Below are 16,548 nucleotides of genomic sequence, written 5' to 3'. Positions count from 1 at the left end.
GCGGAAGGCTTTTCTGTTTCCATTTGTTATGAAGAATGGAAAACTAGTTAGGGTTATAAGAGGTTATTTCTTCCGCCAGATTAACAATAAATAAAAATATCATTCTATTTAATTCATTTAAATAAAACATCAAAAGAAAAATCTAAAGAATGATTTTAAAATAATCATATTAAAAAAAACGAAAAGACTTTAATTTCTTTTGTTTAGTAAACTTAAATATGGCTCTTGCGGGAGAATTTTGTATTGCAGCTCTGGGGGGATGCTGTATTATAATTATTATCCAAGATGTTGAAAATGTTATTACTGCAAGTAATGCAAGGTGTTTAGTAATGCCTTCCTCATATTGGTAGGGGCCTATTTAGTTACTATTTGAAATTTTGTTTGTGTTCTCACTTTATGGATGTTTTTACTCAAAATTTATCCTTATGTAGTGGTAATGCCATATGGTTGTAGTTTTATTGCTCCTTTTTATTGGTAGCTAGTATATTTTAATCATTCTTAATTGTAATGTAAGTTCTTTTAATGTTTAGAAGTTTAAATGATTTCTTGTTTTTTGTATTACAGTTCCATTGGAATAAAAATAAATGTTGAATCAGGCGGGAGGCTTTTCTGTATTGGTGGTTAATTATAGTTGAGTTAAAAGTTGTAGTAGGCTATCTTCCGCCAGATTAACAATAAATAAAATAGCATTTTATTTAAGATAAAGTGTAAAAAAAATGTAAATCATCAACATAAAAATAAGATTTAACTTTTGATAAAAAAAATCGACTATTTTTTAAAATCCCAATTGAATAAAAAGAGGTTTAGATTGAATGGCCCTAATATCTGTTCTGGTTTATATTAAGAGGTAATGAAATGGCTCCTGCTGAAGGTATGGTATTATAGCTGAGGGGTTGCTTTAATACGATTTTATTTTAGGTATTACAATACTTTGCTGCAAAGGTTATTAACGCCAACGTTGTAAGAGTATTTAGTGATGTAATCTTCAAATTGTCGGGAGTCAATTTCATTATCCTTCATTTTTTTATTTGTTTACCTCTTATCATATGTTTACTCTATAACACATCTGTTTGTAGTCTTAATTCTACATCAATGTAGTTTTATTACTACGTATAATTAAGAATTATTTATTATTATGCTATTATATTTGTGATATATGTATTATTAGTTCATTAAAATAGATTATTTGATATTTTTATAACAAAAAAATAGAATTATCTTAAAAAAACAAAAAAGTAAATAAACACTCAATACAAACTCAAATCTGAAACCAATTAAATAGAATAAACTTATGAATGAAAACTACAATTCGTTAGGTAAAGTCCAAGGGGAGTTGCCTTCAGGTGAGAAGCGTGTTCGAAATCTTAAAAATAAAGTTTCTACACAGAAAAGTATTAAAAAATCAAATTGGTTTTTCTGTTTATTATTTTTGATGACTGCGTGGAGTAATGCGCAAGTAACTACAAACAGTGGTTCTGGTTTGGCGCCTACTTACACCAGTTTAGCAAATGCAATAACCGCATTAAATGCGGCTACGATTTCAAGTCCAGTTGTGATTACTTTAACAGGTAATGAAACTGCTCCAGCAGGAGGTTTTCGTATTACGGCTCAGGGCGATGCCACAAATACGATTATTATTGAAGGGGTTACAAGTACTATTACAGCTTCTCTCCAGACAGCAGGTCAATTGAATAATGCCATTTTCAAATTAGTTGGGGCTGATTATATAACGATTCGTAATTTTACGATGCAGGAAAATGGAGGTAATACTGTACTTACTCCTGCGGCATCCAATACTATGACAGAATGGGGTGTCGCTTTGTTGTATTTAACAACAACAAATGGCGCACAGAATAACACCATACAAGGGAATACCATTTCTTTAAACAGAACGTATCGTAATAGTTATGGTATTTACAGTAATTCCACGCATACTGACGCTGCGCCTTTAACAGATGTTACCGCTACAACTGGTAGTAATACGGGTTTGAGTATCTTATCCAATAACATTTCTAATGTGAATATGGGTATTGTTGTAGTTGGGCCAAAAGCAGCTATAGATCATAACCAAACACTAACTATTGGAGGTGTAGGTTTTGGAAATACTATTACTGATTTCGGAACCAATATTTCATTATCAACTTTTGCAAATGTTTCTGGTACATGTTATGGTATTTTAGTGCGAAATACGGCTAATTTTACGGTTTCTCATAATAGTATTACCAGCTCTGTTGGTGGGTATGCTTTTGCAGGTACTTTTAGAGGAATTTATGTGCAATCATTTTCTAATGCACCAACTGGTACTTTAACACAAGTGATTGATTATAATAGCATCTCCATGAAGGCTGGTTTTGCTAGTACTGTATTACATGGGGTTTCTGTTGAAAATACAACAGGGAGTGCTACTACGAGTTTGAGTATCTCTCATAATGATTTTCATGATTTTGGACATACTGTTGCAGGTACAGGTCAAGTTTTCTTTATCAATAATGTTGTGGGAAATTTGACGGAAAATATGAATTCCAACACTTTTACCAATATGACTATGAATACAACTGGTAGTGTTACTTTTTTTAATCATAATGTGGTACGTCCTGCTAATGCCATTTGTAATGTAAACAATAATGCCATTGTAACAGGATTTACAAAGACAGGTGCTGGAGGTAATCTAATTTTTTACCAAGCTACCCTAAATTCGCCATCTTCAGTAATGGATATCAATACAGGGAATAATTTTTCCAATATTACATTAACTGGTGCAACGACTGTTTATGGTTGGCGTAATTATGATGGTGGTCAATTTGGTTCAGTAGCGCCCTATGGATCTATGAAAAATGTGTCTAATAATACCTTTACCAATATTGTGGGAGGTACTAATTATATTGCCATAATGCAGGTGTTTGGGTCTAATATGAATACGATTAACAATGTGTCGAATAACACGATTACAAACGTTACTGGTGGAGGAGCCATAAGAGGAATTGAATCTGCTGCTTGTGGTAGTCAGCGATTTGAAAATAATACGATTAGTGGTTTAAGTTCTACAGGAGCAAGCCAAGTTACTGGTTTGTACCTTTCTATAACTTCGTCAAATAGTGGTGTTTTGGATATATTCAAAAATAAAATTTATAATTTAGAGGCTACAAATGTTGGAGGATCAGTTTCGGGGATTTATGCAGAAACAGCATCAACAATTAATCTTCAAAATAATTTTGTTGGAGATTTAAGAGCAACTAATGCGGATGGGGCTAATCCATTAGTAGGTATTAATGTAGCAGCTACTGCAGGAGGAGTTATTGATGTTTCTCATAATACGGTATGGTTAAGTGGAGGGAGTGCAGGATCAAACTTTGGTTCTAGTGCTGTTTATGATTCTGCTTCTGCAGGAACCGTTACCATGCGAAATAATATTTTCGTAAATAAAACCACACCTAATGGTACGGGTTTAGCAGCAGCATACCGTCGTTCTACTACAGATTTAACAAATTATAATGCGGCTTCTAATACTAATTTATTTTTCGGAAGTACCATTTTTACAGATGGTACCAATACAGATATTACTTTAAAAGCATATAAAGCGAGAGTAACGCCAAGAGATGTTTGCTCTGTAACTGAAGACCCAACATTTCTTTCAACAGTAGGTACGAACCCAAACTTTTTACATATTGATACAACTGTTCCTATGTTAATTGAAAGCGGAGGAACACCTATTGCTGGTATTACTACTGATTTTGATGGCGATGCAAGAAATATTACTACTCCAGATATTGGCGCGGATGAATTTAACGGAACGTATATTGCTCCTACTAATACTACAACTACAGTGTCAGCATGTGATAATTATACTTGGTCAGTAGATGGTGTCAACTATACTGCAACAGGGGTATACAATTATACGGAAGATTGTCGCCATACTGAAACGTTAGATGTAAGAATAAATAAAGTTTGGAATGGTACTACAAGTGCAGATTGGAACGATCCGTCTAATTGGACACCAGCTGGAGTTCCAGTAAGTACAGACTGCGTTGTAATTCCAGATACTGCTAATGAACCAGTTGTTGGAGGAACAAATTATAGTGCATTAGGGTTAAATTTAGCCGTAAATGCCGATGCAAGTTTAAATGTTACGGCAACAAATACTTTAAAAATAACTGATGTAATTAATGTAAATCCTACCGGAACTTTAATTGTGGAAGATGATGCAAGTATCGTACAAATAAACAATGTAACAAACGTTGGAAATATTCAATACAAAAGAACGGCAAACGTTAGAAAACATGATTATGTATACTGGTCTTCTCCAGTTGCTGGTTTTGCCAGTACTGCTGTTTCTCCAGGAACTAGTTTAGGTTATCAGTATGATTGGATACCTGCAATTACAGGAAATACAAATGAATTTGGAAATTGGAGATTAACAAATGAAACGATGGTTTTAGGAAAAGGATATTGTGTAAGAGCTCCAGATTCTTATTCGCTTTCAGCTTTAACAGATTATACAGCCACATTTACTGGAGTTCCTAATAATGGAGATATTACTATTCCAATTAGTAGAGGAAGTTATGATGGTGTAAATTATGCTACTGGAGCATCAACAACTCCTGGAACTAAAGACGACGATAACTGGAATTTGGTTGGAAACCCATATCCATCTGCAATTAATGCTATTGATTTCTTAATCTTGAACACTAATATTGCTGGTTTTGTTAATATTTGGACACACGGTTCATTACCTTCTAATGCTACAAATGACCCGTTTTATGGTGATTATTCTTATAACTATACACCAACTGATTATATCACATATAACTCATTAGGTGCATCTAGTGGTAATGGAGTATTTAATGGACGAATTGCTGCTGGTCAAGGATTCTTTGTTTCTATGTTACATACATCTGCTGGTGCAACTGAAAACTTAATTTTCAATAATACTTTGAGAAGCGAAACGTATAATAATTCACAGTTTTATAAAAATGCTAAAGAATTAGAAAAACACAGAATTTGGTTCGATTTAGTTTCGTCATCAGGAACTAACGTAAGATCATTGTTAGGTTATGTTGAAAATGCTACAAATGAAAAAGATAGATTGTTCGATGCTTTCTCAAATGAAAAACTTTCTTTTAATATCTTCTCTTTAATTGATGAAGAACATATGTTAATTCAAGGTAGAAAATTACCATTCGATAATAATGATAAAATTAATATTGGTGTAACTATTCCTCAAGAAGGAGTATACAAAATTGCTTTGAGTAGCGTGGATGGATTATTTTTAGATACGAATCAAAACATTTATTTAGAAGATAAATTATTAAATGTGATTTTCAATTTAAAAGAAGCGCCTTATTCATTTACCGGTAATAAAGGAACAACTAAAGATAGGTTTGTTTTAAGGTATACTAAAAATGATGATGTAAACCATATTTCTGAAGTTACGAATCAATTAACCATTTATGACAACAATGTATTAACTGTTGAATCTGGGAAATTAAAAATAAAAGACATTGTAGTTTTTGATGTTTTGGGAAAATTATTATTAAATAAAAACAATGTAAATGATAAAAACTGTCAAATTACTAATTTGAACAGAACCAGTAGTATGTTGGTTGTAAAAGTCACTTTAGAAGATAATTCAGAAGAAGTAAGAAAAATTATTTATTAATATTATTTTTTACCAATCTTAACTTTAATATGAGATCTAGTTAAAAGCAAAATATAAAAATTTTAATAAATGGCTAAAATCACAAAAGGTAAACTATTCAAAGAAGGAGTTGAATATGTAATCATAGATAATACGGTGTATTTTTCTATAAAAAGTGTTAAAGAAAAGATTCTAGATGTAAATTTAGATTTTTATAACATTAAGATAATACTTGGTAAGGAGTGTGTAAAGTTTAAAGATATTAAAGCGTATACAAATTTTGGCAGAAATATAAGGCTGTCTTTAAGTTTTAAAAATCATGCAAAATATATATCTGCAATAGAAAGTAGATAAAACATTTGGACTCACAAGAGTGCAGAAATAAATTTGACAATAGAATTTTACATCAGTATAAAAAAACAATGTAAATAACCAAGACTATCAAATTACGCCTTTGAACAGAACAAATAGATGTTGATTGTAAAAGTTACTTTAAAAGATAATACAGAAGAAGTAAGAAAAATTATTTACTAATACGGTTTTAAAAATCTCCAAATCAGGCCTTTGCTTTAAATAGTGAGGGTCTTTTTTTATTGTATATATTTCACATAATTTGGATGCTTTAATTTTTAAAATGGGCTGGCCTTTTGATTAGTCCTTTTTTTCTTACATTTGATTCGATTTAAAATGGATTTCCAAATGATACATTTAGAAAAAATAAACAAAAACCAATTGCCAATTATTAAAGATTTGGCTTATGCGATTTGGCCGTCCGCTTATGGCGAAATATTATCTGTTGAGCAATTAAATTACATGTTAGATAACTTTTATTCTATTGAAAGTTTAGAAAATCAAATGGATAAAGGGCAAATTATAGAATTGCTTTTTGAAGATAATAATATTGTTGGATTTGTGGCCTACGAATTCAATTGTAAAGAAACAGGTTTGTTGAAAATCCATAAAATTTATCTATTACCAGAAACCCAAGGAAAAGGCTTTGGAAAATTTATGATTGATGAGGTGATTAAAATCGCCAAAAGTAATCATCAAAAAGGCGTGTTTTTAAATGTAAATAAATACAATAAAGCACAATTTTTCTATCAAAAATTAGGGTTTTCAATCACAATAGAAGAAGTAATTGATATCGGAAATAACTACATTATGGACGATTATCAAATGGAATTGAAATTTTAATTTATTTATGAAGAAGATAATATTTCTAATTGCTTTTTTAGTCATTTCATGTAAATCGCGTAAAGTTGTATCAAGTTTTGATTTAAGCAGTTTGTCTGATAGTGTAAACATAGAGTACGATTCACATATTTATATAAAATCAAATATAGCAAATGTTAATGCCAATTTTCTTTTCGATACTGGAGCAGACGGACTGTATTTAGATAGTGTGTTTATAGCAAAAAGTAAAGTGAAATTTGGAGCATTAGCTTATGGGAAAACTAGTGGAGTAGGTATTAAAGAAGAAAGAATTCGAGTTATTAGAGATAGTATTTATTACAAAATAAATAATTTTAATTTAAAATCTCCAATGACACCTATTTTACAATTACGACCAATTATTGGAAAAAAAATAGATGGAATCATTGGAAATGCAACGTTTACAAATAAAACGATTCTGATAGATTATATTAATCAAAAACTATTTGTTTTTAAATCATTTAATGAAGAAATGGTAAAAGATTTTAAAAAGATTTCTATAAGGAAAGTTAATAATAGATATTTTGTAAATGCCTCAATAAATGCTATTAAAGACACAACTATTGAAGGAGATTTTATGATAGATTTAGGTGCTGGATGCGTAATAGATATCACAAATGAAACGGCTGTGCAAAACGCTTTGGATGATAAAATTGTGAATCAAGTAATTTGTAATTCAAGTAATGCAGGTATTGGTGGTTTTGCTTCGTTTTCTTTTTTTACAACGAAATCAATTTCATTAAGTGATTTTGGTATTAAGAAAGAAATAATATGTTATTCAAATAATAAGACTGGAGCTTTGTCAGATAGAAGCTATGTTGGGTTAATAGGAAATGGTTTTTTTGAACGTTTTGACGTTATCTTAGATTTTGAAAATAAGTACATGTATTTAAGACCAAATGCTAATTATCACAAAAAACCAATTAATTATAATCTAGGCTTTAGTTATATAGATAGAACAGATATAGGAGTTGGGTTTATTGTCACTTCATTATTTGAAGGCTCTGATGTAGAAAAAAAGGGATTAAAACTAGGTGATATTATCACTCATGTTAACGACGTTAGTATGAATGATATAAAAGACTTTTCTATTCTTAATAAAGCAAAAAATAATCAAAAAATAAAACTAAAATTTAGCAGAAACAATATTTCTCATGAAATTTACTTTATTACAAATGACTTGTTTTAATTATGTCAACAATTGAATAAAACCAGAAATGATCTGGTTAGAAATAATCTAGGAATATCAAATGGGATTAAAGTTTTAATTTAAAAATAATTTATGAAGTATCAAGGTTTATTAGCTTTCTTTATTACCTACCTTGTTCTGGTTAGTTGTTCTAGTGATAAAAAACTTTTTTTAAAAACTGGGGAAGTTTATTATACTGAATCTTGGAATTATTGCAGTGATAGTTTAGGTATTTATAACAATATGTTCAATAGTTACAATGTAACTAACGAAAGTTTTTTCAAGCAAAAATTAAAAAGATTTGAAAAACGACTTTTGAAGCAGATGCAATTTTCAATATTGACGGATAAAATTCTATTTCATTCCATTAATTCTAGTGGAAAGAATTCTTCTACCATAGGGTCGTTAAGAAAAAATGTGCCATTAGATAAATTTGAAAAAATGGAAACTCCTGATGGTTTTGCTTATTTTAAGTTTGACCCAAAATATAAGACAAGAGAAATAGTTTATCCCTTAAATAGCGGAAATTATTTTAGTACATTGGAATATGGTTTTGTAAAAATGACAGCAGCAGAAATCGAAAAATTTGATTTTAAAATTGGTGCACTTAATACAATTAAACCGAATCTGTTAGCCATTAAAAATAAAATTTGCGATAAAGAAAATTATTTTAAATTGACGAAATCTTACTTTGATGAAGATTCTTTAAGAAATTATTTAACCTACAAACCGTTAGAAAAAAGATTAAATAAAACGTCTAAAAATGAAAAATGGAGTTTGACACAGTTTTTAGCGACTTATCAAAGTTTTGCTCAAAAAGAAGTTGAAGCAAATGAAACTTGGAATTCGATTGCTAGTGATGGCTTTAAAAATTTAGTGTACAAGAATGAACCTCTTTCCCGAAATTTGATTTTAGATAAAGTTAAAAACGAAAAATTAATAATGATCAATGAAGCGCATCATTCTGCTAGACACAGGTATTTAACGGGTTCATTATTGCAAGGTTTGTACGATAATGGTTTTAGGTATTTTGGTTTAGAAGCTATAAATAATATTTCAGATATTGAAAAATTTTCTTTTCCAACACAGGCTTCAGGATTTTATACAGCTGAACCAAATATGGCAAATCTTATTAGAGAAGCAAAACGAATTGGTTTTGTTGTTTTCGAATATGATGAATTTGAAGGTGATAGAGAAACAAATCAAACGAATAATATTTATAATAAAACCTTTAAAATTGATGAAAAGGCAAAGGTTTTAATTCATTGCGGTTTCAGTCATAACTCGGAAAATTCAGAATTTAAAAGCACTATGCTTGGTTATAAAATGAATGAATTGTATAAGATAAATCCTTATACAATTAATCAAGCTGGTTTTAGAAAATTAGATAAGAAAATGAAATTAGCATCAGTAGTTTCTGAAAAACATATTTCAAAAAATGATTTATATATTAATAATTCGTTACCTATTGAAAACAATTGTTTCTCGTTAAGAACTTCAAAAAATATTAATTTGAGTATTAAAAATACTGATGAAATTAAACCAAGTGTTTTATTAGTTTACGATAAAATCGAATTTGAAAAAGTTAATAATCCTGTTCCAGTTTTTTTAAAAGTCATAGAAAACAAATTGAATTTGGTTAATACGAATCTTTGCTTAGGTAGTTATGTTGTTGTAACAAAAGACAACCAAAACGAGATTATTGAAAAATACGAAGTAGTTGTTGACTAAATTGTTCTAATAAAAACGGTTTTACAATCACAAAAGAAGAAGTTGTAGATGTCTCGAACAACTACATTATGAGCGATTATCTAATGGAATTGAAGTTTTAGAATTTGAAGCTTTTATAATAATTTTTAACTGAAATTAGTATCAGTATTGAAATGGATATTACAAATAGTGTACTAAATATATTTGTAAATGAATTAAATAAATCCAAAATCAAAAAAAGTACAGAACATAAAATTGCAAAACCTGCAAACAATATAGAAAATTTATCTCCTTTATAATAAAAATAAATTAATGGAATTGAGAGTAGAAATCCAATGAATGAAATGGTGTTGTAACTATTTTCTTCTGAGGAAATTCCTTTAGTCAATAAAAAAAATGATAATAAAAGAAGATAAAGAAATCCTGGAACAAACATATAACTCATAGTGTTGTTTTTGTCTACTATGTCTAATTTGTAAATATGTTCGTTAATTTCGCTTTCAGAAAAACCATCTCTTCTTAAAAGTTCAGTAGCAATGTTTTTAGGATAATTTCCTTTGACATAATTATCAATTTCATTATTGATGTCTTTTCCTCTGCTCATTTATCTATTTCTCTTATCGTAGTTTCTACTTCCGTAATTGGTTTTCTTATCACGCAAAATACTCGCGTCTTCGGTTTTACTTGAAGGTTCAATAAGTGTATTTAATTCAATAATTTCTTTTTCCGTTAACGGTCGGTATTTTCCAACAGGAACATCTAAAGTGATATTGATAATTCGGATTCTTTTTAGCGAAGTCACTTCGTAATCTAAATATTCGCACATACGACGAATTTGTCTGTTTAAACCTTGAGTTAAAACAATTTTAAACACAAACTGACTCATTTTTTCTACTTTACATTTTTTTGTAATCGTGTCTAAAATAGGCAAACCATTGCTCATTTGCTTAATGAAAACATCTGTAATTGGCTTGTCAACAGTAACAATATATTCTTTTTCGTGATTGTTTCTAGCGCGTAAAATTTTGTTTACGATATCACCGTCATTCGTCATGAAAATCAGTCCTTCACTGGCTTTGTCTAATCTTCCAATTGGAAAGACACGTTCTGGATAATTGATATAATCAACAATATTGTCTGGAATGTTTAAATTAGTCGTACACTCAATCCCAGCAGGTTTGTGGAACGATAAATAAATAGGCTTTTTATTCGCATTGGTTACTAATTCACCATTGACACGAACTTCGTCACCAGGTGCAACTTTTGTTCCCAATTCTGGACTATTACCGTTAATCGTAATTCTACCTTCTTCTAATAATCGGTCGGCTTCTCTACGAGAACAAAATCCCGATTCAGACAAATATTTATTAATGCGTACTAATTGCTCTTCCATTTGGCAAAGGTAGTATTTTTAGTTTAGAGTTTCAAGGTTCAAAATTCGTTATTCAAAATTCGTTGTTTATTAAGAAACCCTTCAAGAGTTCTGAACTCTTGAAGGGTTGATAAAATTAAAAAATCCCGATTTTCATCGGGATTTTTTTTTATTACATTTTGGCGAAAATTTTCTCCATTTTTTCTCTTTCTTCATCAGCTAAAACACTGTCAACTAAAATACGTCCACTGTGCTCATCTGTTAAGATTTTCTTTCTACCAGCAATTTCCATTTGAGTTTGTGGTGGAATAGTAAAGAATGAACCTGCAGAAGCACCACGCTCAATTGAAACAACTGCTAAACCATTGATAACACTATTTCTAATTCTGTCGTAAGCTGCTAATAAACGCTCTTCAATTTTACCTCTAAATTCGTTAGATTTTTCAATTAAGAAATTTTCGTCTTTTTCAGTTTCAGCCATAATATCACTTAATTCCGCTTTTTTGTGCTTCAAGTGATTTTGCTTTCCTTCTAATTTTTCTTTAGTTTGAGCAACAATTTCTTTTTTGTTTTCTAAAGTAACTTTCATTTCTTTAATGTGCTTTTCAGTCAATTGAATTTCTAATTCTTGAAACTCAATTTCTTTAGATAAAGAATTAAATTCTCTATTGTTACGCACATTTTTTTGTTGCTCAGTATATTTTTTTATAGATGCTTTGAACTCATCAATATTATTCTTTTTTTCTTTTGCCTGATGATCGATAGTATTTAAATCTTCGTTTAATTTTTCTAAACGCTTAGATAATCCTGCCACTTCATCTTCTAAATCTTCCACTTCTAAAGGTAATTCACCTCTAACGTTTCTAATTTCGTCAATTTTAGAATCAATTAATTGTAAAGCATAAACTGCTCTTAACTTTTCTTCTACGCTTAGTTCTTTTGTATTTGCCATATTGTTAAAAATATTTAACGGGATTTGTATTTAATTCTGATAAAATGATTGCAAAATTAGTGATTTTTTCTTTAAGAAAGTCAACAATATAGTTTTTTGTATATCTTTCACTTTCAAAATGTCCAATATCTGCCAAAAGAAGCTTGTTTTCGGCTTCATAAAACTGATGATATTTCAAATCAGCCGTTAAAAAAGCATCAGCACCAGCTGAAATGGCATTTTTTATAGCGAAACTTCCACTTCCACCTAAAACGGCAACTTTCTTAATTTCAGCAGATAAAAATTGACTATGTCTAATTCCGCCACATTCCATTTTGTCTTTTACAAATTTTAAAAACTCTGCAGGTTTCATTGGTTTTTCTATTTCGCCAATCATTCCTAAACCAATATTTTGATGTTCGTTTTCGGTTTTGTAAATTTCATACGCCACTTCTTCATACACATGATTTGAAAAAAGCGCTTTTAAAACTTTATTTTGTAGGTGTTTTTCAAAAGTAACTTCAATTTTAATCTCTTTTGATTCTACAAATTCGAAACGATCACCATATTCAGGATTGCTGTTTTCATTTCCCATATAGGTTCCAATACCTTGACTATTGAAACTGCAATTTTCATAATTACCAATGTTTCCAGCGCCAGCATCAAATAAGGCGTTTCTTAACTTTTCAGCATTATCTAGTTGTGTATAAGTTACGAGTTTATGAATGAAATTTTGTTTAGGAATTAAAACCTTCGTATTTGTTAAACCTAATGCATCACAGAAAATTTTATTTACTCCATTTTGATGATTATCTAAAGCCGTATGAACAGAATAAATAGCAATATCATTTTTAATCGCTTTGATGACAGCTCTTTCTACATAATTTTTTCCAGTGATTTTTTTCAAACCAGAAAATAAAATAGGATGGAAGCAAACCACCAAATTGCATTTCTTCGCAATGGCTTCATCCATAACTTCTTCCAAAGCATCGTGACAAACCAGAATTCCTGTGATTTCGTTGGTGTGACTTGTCAAAAGTCCTACATTGTCGAAATCTTCGGCGTAAGCTAATGGTGCTAATTGCTCCAAATATTTTGTTATTTCAGATAATTGCATGAGTTTTTTATAATTTTATATTTTCAAAGATAAAAAAACTTATTTTCGTACTATGAAATAGCCACAAAAAAAGCGTTTGCTTGCAATTGAAAATCATCGAAAACAAATGAAAATAAAATTGTTGAGATAAACACCTATTAATGATAAAGCTATACGATATGACAAATATAAAATAATAATTAGCTTCATATGAAATTATTAAGAAAAATACTTTTTCCCATTGCGTTTATATATTGGCTAGTGACTTTTATTAGAAATTGGCTTTATGACATTAATTTCTTCAAAAGCAAAAGTTATAATTTACCCATAATCGCTATCGGAAATTTAAGTGCTGGTGGAACTGGGAAAACACCACATACCGAATATTTAATCAGATTATTAAAAGACAGTCATAAAGTTGCGGTTTTAAGTCGTGGTTATAAAAGAAGTACAAAAGGTTTTGTTTTAGCAAATGAAGCTGTTTCTGCTGGCGAATTAGGTGACGAATCGTATCAAATTCATACCAAATTTCCAGATGTTTCTGTTGCGGTTTGTGAAGACCGACAAACTGGTATTGAAAACTTAATTTCGAATATAAATCCAGATGTAATTTTGTTAGACGATGCTTTTCAACACAGAAAAGTAAATGCTCAATATTATATTTTATTAACGGCTTACGACGATTTGTTTTCGGATGATTATATTTTACCTTTCGGAAATTTGCGTGAAAGTGCCATAGGAAAAAAGAGAGCGAATTTGGTAATTGTAACAAAATGTCCAGCAACTCTTTCTGAGCAAGAACAGGCAAAAGTAAAACAAAAACTGAAAGTTAAAGGGTCAGTTTTCTTTACTTCAATTGATTACGATACAGAAGTCTTTGGTGCTGATAATTCGATGAATGTTTCTGAAATTATTGCTAAAGAAAAAGTAATTGTTGCGGGAATTGCAAAACCTAAATATTTTGTAGATTATTTGAATTCTGGTAATGATAAGGTTATGATTTATTCAGATCATCATAATTTTTCAGAACAAGAAATTTCGGAATTAAATAGTTTAGCTCAAGATAAAATTATCGTTACAACCGAAAAAGATTTCGTGCGTTTAAATGGAAAAATTAAAACCAAAAAATTATTTTATTTGCCTATTAAAGTGAAGTTTTTAAATTCGGAAAATGAATTTCAATCAATTCTGACTAAAGCAATTAATCCCCAACATAAGAGCTAATAACATTGTAAAAATGTTCAGGCGCAAAAGGTTTTGTTACTACATCATTCATTCCGAAAGAAAGTAACATTTCTCTATTTTCGTTTAAAGAAATTGCAGTTAAGGCAACAATTGGTGTAGTATTATCAAATTTTCTAATTTCCGCAGTCGCTTCAGTTCCGTTAATTCCCGGTAAGTGAACATCCATTAAAACGATATCGAATTTATTATCTTGCATCGCAATAATAGAATCTTCTCCGTTATCAATAATGGTGCAAATCATACCTTTGTTTTCTACCATTTTTTTGGTAATCATTTGGTTGATTTTGTTGTCTTCAACCAATAAAACTTTTTTGCCTTTTAAGTTTTCGTGAGAAATAGCGTGACTCATTTCAATGCTTGAAATGGTTTTTAAATCTGATTTTTCAAAATCTAAATCAAAATAAAACTTAGTTCCTTCATTTACTTTACTTTCTAAATGAATTTCGCTATCTAATAATTCAATGATTTTTTTAACAATGGAAAGTCCTAAACCAGTTCCTCCATACGTTCTGTTTATTTCAACTGAACCTTGTGAAAAACTGTCGAAAATATTTTCAATTTTATCTTCTGGAATACCAATTCCGTTATCTTCAACAATGAAATTTAAAGTTACTTTGTTGTCAATTTCTTTAACGGTTTTTATTATTAAACTAACATTTCCGTTTTTGGTAAATTTGATAGAGTTGTTAATTAAATTGATTAGAATTTGTGACAGTTTTGTTGGGTCGCCAATCAAGTTTTCATTACTTTGTATGTCTAACTCCAATTTGAAATTAATGTTGTTTTGACTGATAAATCCACTAAAAGATTGATTAATGTTGTTGACCAAATCCACTAAATTAAATTTAATTTTTTCGATATGAATACTATTCGATTCTAAACGGTTAATCTCTAAAATGTCATTAATGAAACTTAGTAAATAATTTCCCGAAAACTCTAAAGATTTCAAATAATTTAACTGACTCGCTTTTGGTTTTTCCTGAAGCAATAAATAGGTAATTCCGTTTATGGCATTCAGAGGTGTTCTTAACTCATGACTCACAGTTGATAAGAATTCCGATCTCGCATTAGAAGCGAATTCTGCTTTTTCTTTTTGTTCAGTTAATTCTTTATTTTTAGCTTGTAAAAGTTTGTATGTGAAGGTTCTAATTTTGTTGTTTTTGTATAATGAAAAACTCAGTAATGATAAAATGGCAATCAATACAATACTCATGATACTGATTAATCTCGAAAAACGAATAGATTTTAATTGATCACTTTTTTCTTTTTCAAGCTTTTCTACAATTTCTAATTGATTGTCGTGCTCTTTTTTATTGATAAGTAATTCTGTATTTTCTTGACTTGAATTATTTTTAATTTCGTTTAAAGTTAAATATTCCTTTAAATACTGATTGGATAATTTATAATCTTCAAGCTTTTCACTGATTAAAATAAGGTTGTTTAGGATCTTCTTTTTTGAAATTCCAACCGAGTTATTTTCAACTAATTCTAAGGCTTTCTTAGAATAATCTAAGGCTTTTTGATAGTCTTGTTGTAAATAATAGATTTTACTTAATTGATAAATCGCTTCAATTTTACTGGTTTCAATGTCTTTGTTAGTATTTGCAATTTTCTTAAAAACGATAATTGCGTCATCTAATTTATTATTGGCTTTTAAAGTCAATCCCTTTTGAAGTTCTAATAAAGGAAACGCATCACTTGAGTTTATTTTGCTGTAAATCGCATAGGATTTATCGAAATACATTTTAGCAATAGTGAAATTTTTTTTTTCTAAATATAAAGTTCCTAACGCATAATTTGTTTTGGCAACTTTTGAAGAGGAAATTTTGTTTAATTCGTAATAATTAGAACACTTAATAAAGTTAATTATGGCATCATTATAATTATTGTTTTCCAAGTATAAACTACCTAAAAAGTAATAGCAATCGTATAATTTGTCGTTATTGTTATTGGCTTTCGAATATTGTATTGCTTTTTGGACGTATTTTATGGCGTCTTTAGAGTTGTATTTTTCTTCGAAGGAATAGTTGGCTAATTCTAAAAAATAATTAATGCTGTCAAGTTTGTTTTTCTTACTTTGAGAAAAGGAGAATAGGGTGAAAAAGGTAAGTAAGAATAGAATTTTTTTCATTATTTTGCTTTCAAAACTTGAAATTAT

11 protein-coding genes are annotated in these 16,548 nt (G+C 29.6%); 6 read left to right on the top strand and 5 right to left on the bottom strand.

Annotation, left to right across the window (positions count from 1 at the left end; all coding sequences use genetic code 11):
• Positions 1-1,291 precede the first annotated feature (1,291 nt).
• The 5 genes from BMX42_RS04400 to BMX42_RS04380 all read left to right on the top strand — a co-directional run bounded on the left by BMX42_RS04400 (position 1,292) and on the right by BMX42_RS04380 (position 9,767).
• A complete protein-coding gene (locus BMX42_RS04400) occupies positions 1,292-5,656 on the top strand; it encodes a T9SS sorting signal type C domain-containing protein (protein ID WP_091309332.1) in 4,365 nt (1,454 codons plus the stop codon).
• A 69-nt stretch (positions 5,657-5,725) separates the two neighbouring features.
• On the top strand, positions 5,726-5,989 hold the full coding sequence (locus tag BMX42_RS04395; protein ID WP_091309328.1) for a hypothetical protein: 264 nt from the start codon (positions 5,726-5,728) through the stop codon (positions 5,987-5,989).
• Between the two features lie 345 nt (positions 5,990-6,334).
• The gene (locus tag BMX42_RS04390; protein WP_091310882.1) at positions 6,335-6,829 is read left to right on the top strand and encodes a GNAT family N-acetyltransferase; all 495 of its coding nucleotides are present in this window, start codon (positions 6,335-6,337) and stop codon (positions 6,827-6,829) included.
• A gap of 7 nt (positions 6,830-6,836) precedes the next feature.
• Positions 6,837-8,036, top strand: a complete 1,200-nt coding sequence (locus BMX42_RS04385; RefSeq protein WP_091309325.1) for a PDZ domain-containing protein — start codon at positions 6,837-6,839, stop codon at positions 8,034-8,036.
• Positions 8,037-8,129: 93 nt separating this feature from the next.
• The gene (locus BMX42_RS04380) at positions 8,130-9,767 is read left to right on the top strand and encodes a hypothetical protein (RefSeq protein WP_091309322.1); all 1,638 of its coding nucleotides are present in this window, start codon (positions 8,130-8,132) and stop codon (positions 9,765-9,767) included.
• Positions 9,768-9,864: 97 nt separating this feature from the next.
• Here the strand turns inward: BMX42_RS04380 and BMX42_RS04375 are convergent, their stop codons facing one another.
• From BMX42_RS04375 to BMX42_RS04360, 4 genes are all read right to left on the bottom strand, one after another.
• Positions 9,865-10,350: a hypothetical protein gene (locus BMX42_RS04375; protein ID WP_091309319.1), complete on the bottom strand. Its 486-nt coding sequence runs from the start codon at positions 10,348-10,350 to the stop codon at positions 9,865-9,867.
• Entirely contained in the window at positions 10,351-11,139 is a 789-nt protein-coding gene (gene rluF / locus BMX42_RS04370) for a 23S rRNA pseudouridine(2604) synthase RluF (RefSeq protein ID WP_091309315.1), read from the bottom strand. It abuts the gene before it with no gap.
• 151 nt (positions 11,140-11,290) lie between these two features.
• A complete protein-coding gene (locus BMX42_RS04365; RefSeq protein ID WP_091309312.1) occupies positions 11,291-12,070 on the bottom strand; it encodes a zinc ribbon domain-containing protein in 780 nt (259 codons plus the stop codon).
• A 4-nt stretch (positions 12,071-12,074) separates the two neighbouring features.
• Positions 12,075-13,166 (bottom strand): Nif3-like dinuclear metal center hexameric protein, encoded by a 1,092-nt coding sequence (locus BMX42_RS04360; protein WP_091309309.1) that lies wholly within the window; start codon positions 13,164-13,166, stop codon positions 12,075-12,077.
• 189 nt (positions 13,167-13,355) lie between these two features.
• Here BMX42_RS04360 and lpxK point away from each other — a divergent pair, with 189 nt between their 5' ends.
• Positions 13,356-14,369 carry a tetraacyldisaccharide 4'-kinase gene (gene lpxK, locus BMX42_RS04355; RefSeq protein ID WP_091309306.1) on the top strand — a complete coding sequence of 338 codons (1,014 nt, stop codon included), beginning with the start codon at positions 13,356-13,358 and terminating at the stop codon, positions 14,367-14,369.
• Here lpxK and BMX42_RS04350 read toward each other — a convergent pair.
• Positions 14,347-16,521 (bottom strand): tetratricopeptide repeat-containing hybrid sensor histidine kinase/response regulator, encoded by a 2,175-nt coding sequence (locus BMX42_RS04350; protein ID WP_091309302.1) that lies wholly within the window; start codon positions 16,519-16,521, stop codon positions 14,347-14,349. The two genes, lpxK and BMX42_RS04350, sit on opposite strands and share 23 nt — an antisense overlap.
• Positions 16,522-16,548 lie beyond the last annotated feature (27 nt).

The organism is Flavobacterium terrigena (assembly GCF_900108955.1).
GTDB classification, from domain to species: Bacteria; Bacteroidota; Bacteroidia; order Flavobacteriales; family Flavobacteriaceae; genus Flavobacterium; species Flavobacterium terrigena.
Note: the sequence above shows the minus strand (reverse complement) of the source record. Positions and strands in the feature narration are given on the sequence as shown.

Coding starts and splice junctions, on each gene's coding strand:
- rluF (WP_091309315.1), bottom strand. CDS start 11,139: ATGGAAGAGCAATTAGTACGCATTAATAAATATTTGTCTGAATCGGGA.
- BMX42_RS04400 (WP_091309332.1), top strand. CDS start 1,292: ATGAATGAAAACTACAATTCGTTAGGTAAAGTCCAAGGGGAGTTGCCT.
- BMX42_RS04390 (WP_091310882.1), top strand. CDS start 6,335: ATGATACATTTAGAAAAAATAAACAAAAACCAATTGCCAATTATTAAA.
- BMX42_RS04380 (WP_091309322.1), top strand. CDS start 8,130: ATGAAGTATCAAGGTTTATTAGCTTTCTTTATTACCTACCTTGTTCTG.
- lpxK (WP_091309306.1), top strand. CDS start 13,356: ATGAAATTATTAAGAAAAATACTTTTTCCCATTGCGTTTATATATTGG.
- BMX42_RS04385 (WP_091309325.1), top strand. CDS start 6,837: ATGAAGAAGATAATATTTCTAATTGCTTTTTTAGTCATTTCATGTAAA.
- BMX42_RS04350 (WP_091309302.1), bottom strand. CDS start 16,521: ATGAAAAAAATTCTATTCTTACTTACCTTTTTCACCCTATTCTCCTTT.
- BMX42_RS04360 (WP_091309309.1), bottom strand. CDS start 13,166: ATGCAATTATCTGAAATAACAAAATATTTGGAGCAATTAGCACCATTA.
- BMX42_RS04375 (WP_091309319.1), bottom strand. CDS start 10,350: ATGAGCAGAGGAAAAGACATCAATAATGAAATTGATAATTATGTCAAA.
- BMX42_RS04395 (WP_091309328.1), top strand. CDS start 5,726: ATGGCTAAAATCACAAAAGGTAAACTATTCAAAGAAGGAGTTGAATAT.
- BMX42_RS04365 (WP_091309312.1), bottom strand. CDS start 12,070: ATGGCAAATACAAAAGAACTAAGCGTAGAAGAAAAGTTAAGAGCAGTT.